General features: G+C 65.8%; 11 protein-coding genes. 7 read left to right on the top strand and 4 right to left on the bottom strand.

Going from position 1 to position 13,486, the window contains the following annotated elements; all coding sequences use genetic code 11:
* Positions 1–1,251, top strand: a 1,251-nt coding sequence (locus A9X01_RS05370; protein ID WP_065119745.1) for a HAMP domain-containing sensor histidine kinase, incomplete at its 5' end; no start/stop codon positions are given.
* Here the strand turns inward: A9X01_RS05370 and A9X01_RS05365 are convergent.
* Together A9X01_RS05365 and A9X01_RS05360 are read right to left on the bottom strand one after the other, a co-directional pair.
* Positions 1,232–2,137 carry a S1 family peptidase gene (locus A9X01_RS05365; RefSeq protein ID WP_065119744.1) on the bottom strand — a complete coding sequence of 302 codons (906 nt, stop codon included), beginning with the start codon at positions 2,135–2,137 and terminating at the stop codon, positions 1,232–1,234. The two genes, A9X01_RS05370 and A9X01_RS05365, sit on opposite strands and share 20 nt — an antisense overlap.
* 21 nt (positions 2,138–2,158) lie before the next feature.
* Positions 2,159–2,920 carry a TVP38/TMEM64 family protein gene (locus tag A9X01_RS05360; RefSeq protein ID WP_065119761.1) on the bottom strand — a complete coding sequence of 254 codons (762 nt, stop codon included), beginning with the start codon at positions 2,918–2,920 and terminating at the stop codon, positions 2,159–2,161.
* A gap of 180 nt (positions 2,921–3,100) precedes the next feature.
* Between A9X01_RS05360 and mutA the strand changes: the two genes are divergently transcribed.
* The 4 genes from mutA (at position 3,101) to lipL (ending at position 9,585) form a co-directional block, all read left to right on the top strand.
* Positions 3,101–4,960: a methylmalonyl-CoA mutase small subunit gene (mutA, locus tag A9X01_RS05355; RefSeq protein ID WP_065119743.1), complete on the top strand. Its 1,860-nt coding sequence runs from the start codon at positions 3,101–3,103 to the stop codon at positions 4,958–4,960.
* 2 nt (positions 4,961–4,962) lie between these two features.
* Positions 4,963–7,224: a methylmalonyl-CoA mutase gene (gene scpA, locus A9X01_RS05350; RefSeq protein ID WP_065119741.1), complete on the top strand. Its 2,262-nt coding sequence runs from the start codon at positions 4,963–4,965 to the stop codon at positions 7,222–7,224.
* A 32-nt stretch (positions 7,225–7,256) separates the two neighbouring features.
* On the top strand, positions 7,257–8,228 hold the full coding sequence (gene meaB / locus A9X01_RS05345) for a methylmalonyl Co-A mutase-associated GTPase MeaB (RefSeq protein WP_065119739.1): 972 nt from the start codon (positions 7,257–7,259) through the stop codon (positions 8,226–8,228).
* 64 nt (positions 8,229–8,292) lie between these two features.
* Positions 8,293–9,585: an esterase/beta-lactamase LipL gene (lipL, locus tag A9X01_RS05340; protein ID WP_065119737.1), complete on the top strand. Its 1,293-nt coding sequence runs from the start codon at positions 8,293–8,295 to the stop codon at positions 9,583–9,585.
* Here the strand turns inward: lipL and A9X01_RS05335 are convergent.
* Together A9X01_RS05335 and rfbG are read right to left on the bottom strand one after the other, a co-directional pair.
* On the bottom strand, positions 9,582–9,800 hold the full coding sequence (locus A9X01_RS05335) for a dodecin (protein WP_065119734.1): 219 nt from the start codon (positions 9,798–9,800) through the stop codon (positions 9,582–9,584). The genes lipL and A9X01_RS05335 overlap by 4 nt on opposite strands.
* Before the next feature lie 4 nt (positions 9,801–9,804).
* Entirely contained in the window at positions 9,805–10,833 is a 1,029-nt protein-coding gene (rfbG, locus tag A9X01_RS05330; RefSeq protein WP_065119732.1) for a CDP-glucose 4,6-dehydratase, read from the bottom strand.
* A gap of 295 nt (positions 10,834–11,128) precedes the next feature.
* Here rfbG and A9X01_RS05325 point away from each other — a divergent pair, with 295 nt between their 5' ends.
* Both A9X01_RS05325 and A9X01_RS05320 read left to right on the top strand, forming a co-directional pair.
* Positions 11,129–12,424, top strand: coding sequence for a nucleotide sugar dehydrogenase (locus A9X01_RS05325; RefSeq protein WP_081282218.1), 1,296 nt, complete (start codon positions 11,129–11,131; stop codon positions 12,422–12,424).
* On the top strand, positions 12,421–13,440 hold the full coding sequence (locus A9X01_RS05320) for an NAD-dependent epimerase/dehydratase family protein (protein ID WP_065119730.1): 1,020 nt from the start codon (positions 12,421–12,423) through the stop codon (positions 13,438–13,440). The genes A9X01_RS05325 and A9X01_RS05320 overlap by 4 nt, the downstream gene beginning before the upstream one ends.
* The last annotated feature ends 46 nt before the right edge of the window (positions 13,441–13,486 follow it).

Below are 13,486 nucleotides of genomic sequence, written 5' to 3'. Positions count from 1 at the left end.
GTTCGTGCGCTCGTCGTCACCGTCGACGGCGCCACCTACGGTGATCCCGGTATCAGTCCCGATACCAAAGCCGGTCCGATGGTTCCGCCGCCGCGCCGTCCACCGCCGCCCGGCCATCCACCAATGCCGATGCCGATGCCCATGCCGGGCCCGCCGTCCGGTCCGCCACCGCCGCCACTGCCGCCACCTCCGCCCCCACCCGGGTTCCCACCGGACGGCACCGCGACGGTGCTGGTGCACCCACTGCCGGACGGCGCGCGGGTGATCCTGGTCGCCGACACCACGCAGACCACCCAAGTCACCCGGCAGTTGCGTCAACTGATGATCAGTGCCGGCCTGGCGACACTGGTGGTCGCGGCCCTGCTGCTGATCGCGGTGAGCCGGGCGGCGCTGCGGCCGTTGGACCGGCTGACCGCACTGGCCCGCAGCATCACCACTGGCGACCGCGGCCGACGACTGCGGCCGTCCCGCACACACACCGAATTAGGGCGCGCCGCAGGTGCTTTCGACAGCATGCTGGACGCGCTGGAGGAGTCGGAGCTGCGCGCCCGCCGGGCGGCCGACGACGCACGACGGGCCGAAGCCGCGACGCGGCAATTCCTCGTCGATGCGGCCCACGAGCTGCGCACTCCGATCGCCGGCATCCAGGCCGCCGCCGAACAGCTCGCCGCCCACGAGACCGAGGAAGCCCAGCAGCGCCGGGCCAGCCTGTTGCAGTCCGATGCACGCCGGGCCGGGCGCCTGGTGGCCGACATGCTCGACCTGAGCCGAATCGATGCCGGGATCACGTTGGACCGCCAGGACACCGACCTGGCCGCCATCGTCGACGCCGAGGTGCAGCGAGCCTCGATGCTCGCCCCGCACCTGTCGATCGTCCGCACCGGGATTCCCGAGCTCGCCGTCCACGCGGACCCGACACGCGTCGCGCAGATCCTGTCCAACCTGCTGGACAACGCGCGCCGGCACACCCCCGCCGATGGCACCATCACCGTGGAAGTGCGCGCCGACGACACCGCGGTCGTGACCGTCACCGATACCGGCCCCGGGATTCCCGACGACGAGCGGCTGCGCATCTTCGAACGGCTGGTGCGCCTGGACGCCGGCCGCGCCCGCGATCACGGTGGCGCCGGACTCGGGCTGTCGATCGCTCGGGCGCTGGCCCGGGCGCATGGTGGCGACTTGGTGTGCCTGCCGCACGACGGCGGTGCGCAATTCCGGTTGAGTTTGCCGCTCAGCCCGTCACCGCGGTGAGACCCCACTGCGCAAGCCACGGCCGCACCAGCTCTGCGACCGAAAACGTTGCGGGAGTTGAACATCCGGGGTTGGGATCATTCGGCCGCCCGGCGCGGATGTGGATCCCGACCGCTACGGCGCCATCGGTGGTCAAGAGGTAGACCGGGCCGCCGGAATCACCACATCGGCTGGCCGCCAGGAACACCACCTTGCTTTCGGTGATGGCGGTGATCTCCCCGCATTCCATCCGGCCCGTCGTCATGCCGTACTTGCACAGCTGCTGGCCGAGCTGCAGGTCGTCGGCAACGCCGGTCACCGGCAACGACGCGATGATGGCCGGGTTGCGCGGCACCTCGTCGGAGTCGAGCAGGAACAGCCCGATGTCGTGATCTTCGCCGTGTTCACCGTCGAGCACGGTCCGGGTGAAGGTGCCCACGGTGGTGTAGGGGAGGCTGCCCGGGTTCATGCTCACCTTGCTTTCCTCGTCGAGTTTGTTGCAGTGCCCGGCGGTGAGCACTCCGGTCCCGCCGTCGCCAGTGCGGACCAGAAACCCTGCGGTGCAACCCATTCCGCCGGTGCCGTCGGCGTAGGTGACGGCAATGCCGGTGCCGGGTCCGATAGCGCCCGAAGCGGGCAGCGGGATCGGTGGCTGCACCTCAGGTTTGAGCTGCAGCAGCGGCACCCGGTGGACCGGCATCTGCAGGGCCACGATGAAGGCCGCGGCGACGAGCAGCGCGACAGCCGACAGGCGCCAGCTATAGGTTCCGTGGGAGTTCGGCGCCGGCACCCGTCTGACCCCGCGGGCCAGCAGCGGCCAGGCCGCAACCGTCAGACACAGCAGCATGCCGCCGAGCAACAGCACCGTGCGAAGAGACGCGTGCGCCGCCGGGGTCATGCCATAAATCTTGCACGCAGGCCGACGACGTCAGGGGGTAACGGCGGGCTCTGAGACCGGTTCAGGGGTTTCCGGTGCCCGCCGGTGGTGGCGGCGGTACTGGCGCACCTCATAGACCAGTCCGCACAGCCCCAGCGCGCCGGTGCACACCGAGACCAGCACGAGCAGTGGGCTGCCGTCGCCGGCGAACGCGTTGCCCAGGATGACCACCGCGACCGTGCCCGGCAGCAGTCCCACCAATGTCGCCCACATGTAGGGCAGCACCCGCACTGCGGACGCGCCGGCGGCGTAGTTGATCGCCGCGAACGGCACGACCGGAATGAACCTCAGCGACAGGATGGCCAGCCACCCGCGTTCTCGCAGCCGGTCATCGAGGCGGCCCACTGCCCGGCTGCGCACCAGGCGATCCAGTCGCCATCCCGTCGCGCGTACCAACAGCGTAGCCAGCGTCGCGCTGGCCGTACTGGCCGTGACCGCGATCGCGATGCCGAATACCGGCCCGAACAACAGTCCAGCGGCCAGGGTGAACGCGGTGCGCGGGAAGGGCGGCACGGTCACCACGACGTGCACCAGCCAGAACACCAGCGGGAACCACGGACCGAGCGATTGCGCCCAGTCGCGCATCTGCATCGCGGTAGGCATCTCCACCAGCAACGCGACCGCCACCAAGGCTGTGATTCCCGCCACGGTCGCCACCAGGCGCAGCACCGACATCTGGCGTACCGCCAAAAGGACACCGGCCGCAATCGCACGCACCGTATCGGTGGTTTTGCTGATGGCGGCGGTCGTCACGGTGTCCAAGGGTACGGGGTGTACGTGAATATCCAGTATCCGCAGGCTGGCGTTTCGCCGCCGGTGAGCCGCCGATCACAGCACCTCGATTCCTAAGTTCGGGCAGCGATCAATTAGCCTTATTAGCTAAGCAACGATCCCGGAGTAACCCACAATTGCTGCGGAAACAGGAGCAAATCGGTGTCCATTGACGTACCCGAACTCGCCGACCTAGAACAGGTTCGCGGGCGCTGGCGCAGCGCGGTTGCCGGTGTGTTGTCCAAGAGCACCCGGACCGATCCGGCGGACCTGGGGGAGCACCCCGAGGAGCGGCTGGAGACGCCGACCTACGACGGATTCGCCATTCGTCCGCTCTACACCGCCTTCGACGAGTTGCCGGAACCGCCGTTGCCGGGACACTGGCCGTTCGTGCGCGGCGGCGACGCCCTGCGTGACGTCAGGTCGGGCTGGAAGGTCGCCGAGGCGTTCCCGCTGCCGGACACGCCCACCGGCGAGGCGAACGGGGCGCTGCTTGCGGCCCTCGGCGAAGGCGTGAGTGCGCTGCTGGTGCGGGTGGGGGAGTCGGGCGTGGCCCCGGAACAACTCGCGGCCCTGCTCGACGGTGTGTACCTGAGCATGGCGCCGGTCATCCTCGATCCCGGCACCCACTACACCGCGGCCGCCGACGTGATGTTGTCCCTGGTGGAGAAGGTGGACGACGAGCAACGCGCCCTGGTGTCGGTGGACTTGGGTGCCGACCCGTTCACGGCGGTGCTCAGCGACCGCAACGCTCCGCCGATCGAGGACGTGGTCGCCGTGGCGAAACGCGCGGTCGGTCATCAGGGCGTGCGAGCCGTCACCGTCGACGGGCCCGCGTTCCACAATCTGGGCGCGACCGCCGCATGGGAACTCGGCGCCACCATCGCCGCGGCGGTGGCCTACCTGCGCACGCTCACCGAGGCCGGTCTCACGGTGGGTCAGGCTCTGGGTCAGATCAGCTTCCGGCTGGCCGCCGACGATGACCAGTTCATGACGCTGGCCAAGATGCGCGCCGTACGCCAGTTGTGGGCCCGGGTGGCCGAGGTTGCCGGCGACCCCGACGGCGGGACGGCCGTGGTGCATGCCGAGACGTCGCTGCCGATGATGACGCAGCGCGACCCATGGGTGAACATGCTGCGCTGCACGCTGGCGGCGTTCGGCGCTGGCGTCGGAGGCGCGGACACGGTGCTGGTGTACGCGTTCGACGTCGCCATTCCGGGTGGGTGGCCGGGCACCGCCACCAGTTTCGCGCGCCGCATCGCGCGCAACACCCAGCTGTTGCTCCTGGAGGAGTCACACGTCGGCCGGGTGCTGGACCCCGCCGGTGGGTCGTGGTTCGTCGAGGATCTCACCAAGGAACTGGCCGAACGGGCGTGGGAGCACTTCCAATCCATCGAGTCCCGTGGCGGTTTCGTCGAAGCCCGCGAGTATCTGGCCGGCCGCCTTGGCGAGCTGGCGGACAAGCGCGCCGTCGACATCGCGCATCGCCGGATCGCGATCACCGGTGTGAATGAGTTCCCCAACCTCGGTGAAGCGCCGTTGCCGCAAGGTGATTCGCTGGGCAGGGCCGGGCAGGTGCGCCGGTACGCCGCCGAGTTCGAGATCCTGCGGGACCGCTCGGACGTGTTCCTCGCCGAACACGACAAGCGCCCGCAGGTGCTGTTGCTGCCGCTGGGGCCGCTGGCCGAGCACAACATCCGAACCACGTTCGCGGCAAACCTGCTGGCTTCGGGCGGTATTGAAGCGGTCAACCCCGGACCGCTCGACGCCGATACGGTGGCCGAGGCCGTCGCCGCGGCCGGATCGCCGACCGTGGCGGTGATCTGCGGCACCGACAAGCGCTACGCCGACGAGGCGGCCGGGGTGGTTCGTGCGGCGCGTGCGGCCGGCATCGAACGGGTGTACCTCGCAGGTCCGGAAAAGGCGCTGGGCGACGCCGAGGACCGGCCCGACGAATTCTTGACAATGAAAATTAATGCGGTTGAAGCGCTTTCGAGTCTGCTAACCAGGTTGGGGGCTTAAAGATGACAGCGACAGTTCCCTCGATCGGCAGTTTCTCCGATGTCCCCCTCCGCAGTGATCGCACCACGCAACCGCCCACCGAAGCCGAGGTGCAAGAGCACATCGCCGCCGCCGCGAAGGCGCACTGGTACTCGCCAGAGGATCTGCAATGGCAGACCCCCGAGGGCATCGACGTCAAGCCGGTGTACATCTCCCAGGACCGCGCCGCGGCCGGGGAGGACGGTTACCCGCTGCACACCTTCCCCGGTGAGCCGCCCTTCCTGCGGGGGCCGTACCCGACGATGTACGTCAACCAGCCGTGGACGATCCGCCAGTACGCCGGGTTCTCCACCGCCGCGGAATCCAACGCCTTCTACCGCCGCAACCTGGCCGCCGGCCAGAAGGGCCTCTCGGTCGCCTTCGATCTGGCCACCCACCGCGGTTACGACTCCGATCACCCGCGCGTGCAGGGTGACGTCGGAATGGCCGGCGTAGCAATCGATTCGATCCTCGACATGCGCCAGCTGTTCGACGGTATCGACCTGTCGACGGTGTCGGTGTCGATGACGATGAACGGCGCCGTGCTGCCGATCCTGGCGCTTTACGTGGTGGCCGCCGAGGAGCAGGGGGTGCCGCCGGAGAAGCTGGCCGGCACCATCCAGAACGACATCCTCAAAGAGTTCATGGTCCGTAACACCTACATCTACCCGCCCCAGCCGTCCATGCGGATCATCTCCGACATCTTCGCCTACACCAGCGCCAAGATGCCGAAATTCAACTCGATCTCGATCTCCGGCTACCACATTCAAGAAGCCGGTGCCACAGCGGATTTGGAGCTGGCCTATACGCTGGCTGACGGTGTCGAGTACATCAAGGCGGGCCTGGACGCGGGTCTGGACATCGACAAGTTCGCGCCGCGGCTGTCGTTCTTCTGGGGCATCGGCATGAACTTCTTCATGGAGGTCGCCAAGCTGCGGGCCGGCCGGTTGCTGTGGAGCGAGCTGGTCGCCGAGTTCGACCCCAAGAGCGCCAAATCGCTGTCGCTGCGCACACATTCGCAGACCTCCGGATGGTCGCTGACCGCTCAGGACGTGTTCAACAACGTTGCCCGCACCTGCATCGAGGCCATGGCCGCCACCCAGGGGCACACGCAGTCGCTGCACACCAATGCCCTCGACGAGGCGCTGGCGCTGCCCACCGACTTCTCGGCCCGCATCGCGCGCAACACCCAGCTGGTGTTGCAGCAGGAATCCGGCACCACCCGGCCGATCGACCCCTGGGCCGGTTCGTATTACGTCGAGTGGCTCACCCACCAGCTCGCGCAGCGGGCGCGCGCGCACATCGAGGAGGTCGCCGAACACGGCGGCATGGCGCAGGCGATCAGCGACGGCATTCCCAAGCTGCGCATCGAGGAAGCCGCCGCGCGGACCCAGGCGCGCATCGATTCCGGGCAGCAGCCGGTGATCGGGGTCAACAAGTACCAGGTGGTCGAGGACCAAGAGATCGAGGTGCTCAAGGTCGAGAACAGCCGGGTGCGTGCCGAGCAGCTGGCCAAACTCAAGGAGCTACGGGAGACCCGGGACCAGGACGCGGTCGACGCCGCGCTGGCCGAGCTCAGTCGCGCCGCTGCCGCCCAGGGACCCGCTGGTGAGGATGGGTTGGGCAACAACCTGATGGCGCTGGCCATCAACGCGGCGCGCGCGAAAGCCACCGTGGGGGAGATCTCGGACGCGCTGGAGAAGGTTTACGGTCGTCACCAGGCCGAGATCCGTACCATCGCCGGCGTCTACCGTGACGAGATCCAAGGAGGCGGCAACATCACTCCGCTTTCCGATGCCACCGAGCTGGTCGAGAAGTTCGCCGAGGCCGACGGGCGCCGGCCCAGGATCCTGATCGCCAAGATGGGCCAGGACGGTCACGACCGCGGCCAGAAGGTGATTGCCACCGCGTTCGCCGACATCGGTTTCGACGTCGACGTCGGGTCACTGTTCTCCACGCCCGAAGAGGTCGCCCGCCAGGCCGCCGACAACGACGTGCACGTGGTCGGGGTGTCTTCGCTGGCCGCGGGACACCTCACCCTGGTGCCGGCGTTGCGCGACGCGCTGGCCGAGGTGGGCCGCTCCGACATCATGGTCGTGGTGGGTGGCGTTATCCCGCCCGGTGATTTCGATGAGCTCTACGAGGCGGGCGCGGCCGCGATCTTCCCGCCGGGGACCGTCATCGCCGAGGCGGCTGTTGGCCTGCTGAAGAAGCTGGCCGAGCGGCTCGGGTACGACCTGAGCTAGTGGCTGATGCCTGTCGCGGGGAGAGCCGCCCGATGAATATCGAAAAGCTGGCCGGCGCGATCCGCAGCGGTGACCGGGCTGCGTTGCCACGCGCCATCACGATGCTGGAATCCACTCGCGCCGACCATCGGGAACGCGCCCAGCAGCTACTGCTGGCGCTGCTGCCCGACGCCGGCAACGCGCACCGGATCGGCATCACCGGGGTGCCCGGGGTGGGCAAATCCACCAGCATCGAGGCGCTTGGCATGCACCTCATCGACCAAGGTCACAAGGTGGCCGTGCTGGCGGTGGACCCATCCTCAACGCGCACCGGTGGCTCGATCCTGGGTGATAAGACACGGATGGCGCGCCTGTCCACCCACCCCGACGCCTACATCCGTCCATCCCCGACGTCGGGCACTTTGGGCGGGGTAGCAAAGGCGACCAGGGAGACAGTTGTCCTGTTGGAGGCGGCCGGTTTTGACGTCATCCTCATCGAGACGGTGGGTGTCGGGCAGTCCGAAGTGGCGGTGGCCAATATGGTCGACACTTTCGTCCTGCTGACCCTCGCGCGCACCGGGGATCAGTTGCAGGGCATCAAGAAAGGAGTCCTCGAGCTCGCCGACATCGTGGTGGTCAACAAGGCCGACGGCGCACATCTCAAGGACGCCCGGATGGCCGCCCGCGAACTCTCCGGGGCGATCAGGCTGATCTACCCGCGTGAAACACTATGGCGACCACCCGTTTTGACGATGAGCGCCATGGAAGGCACGGGCCTGCCGGAATTGTGGGAGACCATCGAGAAGCACCGCAAAGTGCTCACCGAAGCCGGGCGGTTCGAAGCCCGCCGACGAGATCAGCAGGTGGACTGGACCTGGCAGATGGTCCGCGACGCGGTGCTGGACCGAGTGGTGTCCAACCCGGAGGTGCGCCGGATCCGCAAGGATTTGGAGCGTCAGGTCCGGGACGGGGAGCTGACCCCTGCGCTAGCCGCCCAGCAAATACTTGAGATCGCAACTTCCTAACGGTTAGGTAACTTAATCTTGGTTTGCCGGTGGCCGCCCAAAACGGCCAAGTAAATTTGACGCCGTGACGGTAGACATCGGAGTCGATCGCCGCGCTGTCCAATCTCACGATGCCCCTGACGCAGGGCATGGTGTGTTCGGCGCCGCGGACTCCCACTTTGCATGCGTTGTCCGTGCTTTTTCCACGATGTTCCCCGGTAGCCGCCTCGGCGGCGGGGCGTTGGCGGTGTACCTCGACGGGCAGCCCGTCGTCGACGTCTGGAAGGGGTGGGCCGACCGCGAGGGACGTATTCCGTGGTCGGCCGATCACGCGCCGATGGTGTTCTCGGCGACCAAGGGGATGGCCGCCACGGTCATCCACCGCCTGGCCGACCGCGGCCTGATCGACTACGACGCGCCGGTTGCCGAGTACTGGCATTCCTTCGCCGCCAACGGCAAGGAGAAGATGACCGTCCGCGAGGTCATGAAGCACACCGCCGGTCTATCGGGCCTGCGCGGGGCCACCCAGGAAGAACTGCTCGATCACGTCCTGATGGAGGAGCGGCTGGCGGCGGCGTCGCCGGGGCGGCTGCTGGGTAAGCCGGCCTATCATGCGCTGACGTTCGGATGGCTGATGTCGGGGCTGGCCCGGGCCGTCACCGGCAAGGACATGCGGGTGCTGTTCCGGGAGGAGCTGGCTGAGCCGCTGGGTACCGACGGCATCCATCTGGGCCGTCCGCCGGCCGATTCGCCCACCCGGGCAGCCGAGATCATCATGCCCCAAGACCTGGCGGCCAACCCCATCCTGACCGGGGCGGTGCAGAAGGTGGCCAACTATTTCTCCGGTGGCTACCGGTCGATGTATTTCCCCGGCGTGATCGCGGCGGTGCAGGGCAACATGGCCATGCTCGACGCCGAAATGCCCGCCGCCAACGGGGTCGTGACGGCCCGGGGGCTCGCCCGGATGTACGGCGCGATCGCCAACGGCGGTGAGGTCGACGGCACCCGGTTCCTGTCGCGGCGCCTGGTGGCCGGTCTGACCGGTGAGCGGATCATCCAGCGGGACCGGAACATCTTCGTGCCGATGGCCTTCCACCTCGGCTACCACGCGCTGCCCCTGAAGAACGTGATGCCGGGATTCGGCCACGTGGGGCTGGGCGGCTCGGTGGGGTGGAACGATCCCGAAACCGGGGTTGCGTTCGCCGTGGTGCACAACCGGTTGCTCACCCCGTTGACGCTGACCGACCACGCAGCCTTCGTCGGCCTGTACAAGCTGATCAGGGACGCCGCGGCCAAGGCGCGCAAGCGGGGCTACCGCCCGGTGCATGGGCTGGGGGCCCCGTACGTCGACTCGGGAGATGTCGCGGCGGAAGCTTAGCTTTCCGAATCTTCCAGGCGGAAGCCGACTTTCATGGTCACCTGGTAGTGCGCGACATTGCCGTCTACCAGGTGGCCACGAACGGACTGCACCTCGAACCAGTCGAGGTTGCGCATCGTGTCCGAGGCGCGCGCCAGGCCGCTCTTGATGGCGGCGTCGACCCCGTCGGGTGAAGTGCCGACGATCTCGATCACGCGGTAGGTGTGGTTGCTCATCGTGTTACTCCTTTGTTCCGCTGAGGGCTTCGAAAGCCCCGATCTGCTCTTGCGTGACCTCGAGCGGGTTGGCACCCTCGTGCACTCGCCGTTCCCATTCGATGGTCCAACTGACGGCATCGCGGAAGCCCAGCCGATTGCGCCAACCGAGTTCCCGTTGCGCCTTGCCGGCGTCAAGGGCCAGCAGATTGGCCTCGTGCGGGTGGTCACCGGGCTGGTTCTCCCAGTGGGCGCCACCACCCCAAAGCTCGGCGGCCAAAGAGGCGACTTGGCCGACCTCGACGAAGCTATCCCGGCCAGGGCCGATGTTCCATTGGCCCAGCCCGGACCCGGCCAGCAGCGCGTCGGCAATCGTGAGGTAGCCGTTGAGGCAGTCAAGTACGTGCTGCCAGGGACGCACCGCACGCGGGAACCGCAGCAGCGGTGCTCGGCCCGACGAGTAGGCGCGCACCAGGTCGGGCATCAGGCGCTCGGGGCTGACGTCGCCGCCGCCGATCACATTTCCGCCGCGGGCGATCGCGGTGGGGCAGTCGGGATAGCTGCGGATCCAAGATTGGGTGAGCAGGTCGGCCATCGCCTTGGACGCGCTGTAGGGGTCATCGCCGCCGAGAGGGTCGGTTTCGACGTAACCGGCTTCCTGGTCGACGTTGCGGTAAACCTTGTCGGTGGTGATGACGACGTGCGCCCGCACCGACGGGGTGGCGCTGACGGCGTCGAGCACATTGAGGGTGCCCATGGCGTTGGTCTCGTAGGTGTAGCGCGGTTCGCGGTAGGACTCGCGGACCTGCGACTGGGCTGCCATGTGGATCACGACGTCGGGCGCGGTGTCCTGGATCGCTGCTTTTGTCGCGGCGGCGTCGCGGATGTCGATGCGATGATCGGTCGCCAGCAGCTCGGTGAGGTGGGCCCGTTCGTAGAGACTGCCTTCAGCGGGGTCGAGGGCCAGGCCCGATACCTGGTGGCCGCGGCTGAGCAGGAGAAAGACGAGCCAAGGGCCTTTGAAGCCGGTGTGTCCGGTGATCAGGTAGTGCATCGGCTATCGCCCCAATGGCGCTCGAGATCCAGTACAAGCTTCGGCACGAGCGTCTCCTTGCGCGAAAGGATGCGTCGACGAAGCCACATCTTATGCGGACGAGCGATGCCTCCGGCGACGAGTACGGGGCTCGGATTGGCTGACCGGTCCAAGGATCGGCGAGAACCTTGGTTCGAAAACGCTGCGGCCTAACCCGGGAGCTCGTAGGCTACTCACACGTAAGTCTCAGGGTGAGGTCAGCCTGTTGTGCTGGGAACCTGAGCGCTCGGGGGAACGCTTCAGCAGGAGGATCTGAATGGTAACTCAACCCGCGGAACGCATCTGCATTATCGGCGGCGCAGGGCACGTCGGCCTGCCGCTGGCGCTCGTGCTAGCGGATGCAGGATTTCACGTCGACATCCTGGATACGAATGCAGCGGCATTGAAGTCAATCATGGCAGGGCGCATGCCGTTCATTGAGAACGGCGCTGAGGAGCTCCTCGAGCGCCTGTTGCCTACCGGCCGCATTTCAGCGACCACCGACTCCTGGGCGGTAAGAAATTCCGACATCGTGATTTGTGTCGTCGGTACTCCCGTGGACGAATACCTGACGCCGCAGGCGCATACCTTCTTCCGCATCATCGACGAGATCAGTCCCTACTTCCGTGACGGACAGACGCTGATACTGCGAAGCACCGTCTATCCGGGGTTGAGCCAACGTGTCCATGACATGTTTCAGCAGCGCGGCATCGGCGTCCACGTCACTTTCTGCCCCGAGCGTATTGCTCAGGGTCACTCGCTTCGTGAGCTGCGGGCCATCCCGCAGATCATCAGCGGGTTCGACGCTGAAGGACGCCGGATCGTCCGCGAGCTGTTTTCCCAAATCACTTCGGAAATCATCGAAGTCGAGCCTCAGGAAGCTGAGCTGGCGAAACTGTTCTGCAACGCCTACCGCTACATTCAATTTGCGGTGGCCAACCAGTTCTACCTGCTCAGCCGTGAGGCCGGGCTTGATTTCGACCGCGTCCACCATGCGGCGACTTACAAGAACAGTCGTGTTGACAGTCTGCCCAGAGCCGGCCTGGCAGCTGGCCCCTGCCTGCTGAAGGACACAATGCAGCTTGCGGCGTTCAGCAACAACAACTTCATGCTGGGCCATTCAGCCATGCTGATCAACGAGGGCCAGCCGCAATTCATCGTCACGATGCTCAAGCGCCGAGTTGATCTGCGGGATAAGACGGTTGGACTGCTAGGTATGACCTTCAAAGCTGATTGCGATGACACGCGGGATTCGCTTAGCTTCAAACTTCGGCACTTGTTGATGCTTGAGGCCAAGAAGGTCATGTTGCATGACCCATTCCTTGACGGTGCCGACTACTACCCGCTTGACGCCGTTTTGCGCCATGCCGACGTTCTTGTCGTTGGCGTGCCTCACTCTATCTACCGGGGGCTCCAAATCCCTGACGGTACGATCGTCGAGGACGTCTGGGGTTGCTTGGATGTAAACGAGCATCCAGAAGACCAGCCGAACTCCCGGCACGCGGATGAGCAGAGAGATGGCCAAACTGACGTGGTTTTGGCCACGCTGGGCACTGGAGCAGTGGCCGAGTGAAAGTCCTGGTAACTGGCAGCGCGGGATTCATCAATGGATACGTCGTCGACGAGTTGCTGAAGGCCGGCCACGAAGTCGTCGGCATCGACAACTATTCGAAGTACGGCAAGGTAACGAAGAGTTACGACAACCACCCCCGCTATCACTTCGTCGAGGGCGACGTCAAAGACCTTGATTTGATGTTTCGCCTCGTTGAGGGCTGCGATCAGATGGTGGCCAGCGCGGCCCGTATCGGCGGCATCACGTACTTTCATGAGTACGCCTACGATTTGCTTGCCGAGAATGAACGCATCGCGGCCGCCCACTTTGACACCGCGATACACGCATATCGCAAGGGCTGGCTCAAGAAGATCAATGTCATCAGCTCGTCGATGGTATTCGAGAATGCAAGCATCTTCCCCACACCAGAGAAGCACATCACCGAATGCCCGCCTCCAACAAGCACTTACGGGTTTCAAAAGCTGGCGTGTGAATACTTTGCGCATGGTGCCTACGAGCAATACGGTCTTCCTTACACAATCATTCGACCCTTCAACTGTGTGGGAACCGGCGAGCAGCGGGCGCTCGGCGGCCGTGAGATCCCAAGCGGCAATGTGAAACTCGCGATGAGTCACGTGGTGCCGGACTTGGTTCAGAAGGTGGCAAAGGGTCAAGATCCATTGCACATCCTCGGCGACGGTTCCCAAGTGCGGCACTACACCTACGGTGGTGACCTGGCTCGCGGTATCCGGATATGCATGGAACACCCGGCCGCGCTCAACGGAGACTTCAATCTCTCCACCCCCGAAGCCACGACCGTATCGCAATTGGCCGAAGTCATTTGGAAGAAAATGCGCCCGGACGCCGAGTTTCGCTACGTAAGTGACCCACCGTTTGAGCACGATGTCCAGCTGCGCTCACCGGATGTTCAAAAGGCATCAGAGATGTTGGGGTATGAGGCGACAACCACGCTCGATGCCATGCTAGATGAGGTCATACCGTGGATCGTCGATGCCGTTGAGACCGGGACCATCTGACATGCGCGGTGTCACCACTGAATCGCGATGCAGATCGCAGGTAAAG

The sequence above is a fragment of the Mycobacterium asiaticum genome, assembly GCF_001668675.1.
Taxonomy (GTDB): Bacteria; Actinomycetota; Actinomycetes; order Mycobacteriales; family Mycobacteriaceae; genus Mycobacterium; species Mycobacterium asiaticum_D.
The sequence above is the reverse complement of the archived record's forward strand: the minus strand, read 5'-3'. Positions and strand labels throughout refer to the sequence as shown.

Excerpts from the sequence above, each read along its gene's own strand:
- scpA (WP_065119741.1), top strand. The coding sequence starts at position 4,963 with ATGACAGCGACAGTTCCCTCGATCGGCAGTTTCTCCGATGTCCCCCTC.
- meaB (WP_065119739.1), top strand. The coding sequence starts at position 7,257 with ATGAATATCGAAAAGCTGGCCGGCGCGATCCGCAGCGGTGACCGGGCT.
- A9X01_RS05335 (WP_065119734.1), bottom strand. The coding sequence starts at position 9,800 with ATGAGCAACCACACCTACCGCGTGATCGAGATCGTCGGCACTTCACCC.
- rfbG (WP_065119732.1), bottom strand. The coding sequence starts at position 10,833 with ATGCACTACCTGATCACCGGACACACCGGCTTCAAAGGCCCTTGGCTC.
- A9X01_RS05325 (WP_081282218.1), top strand. The coding sequence starts at position 11,129 with ATGGTAACTCAACCCGCGGAACGCATCTGCATTATCGGCGGCGCAGGG.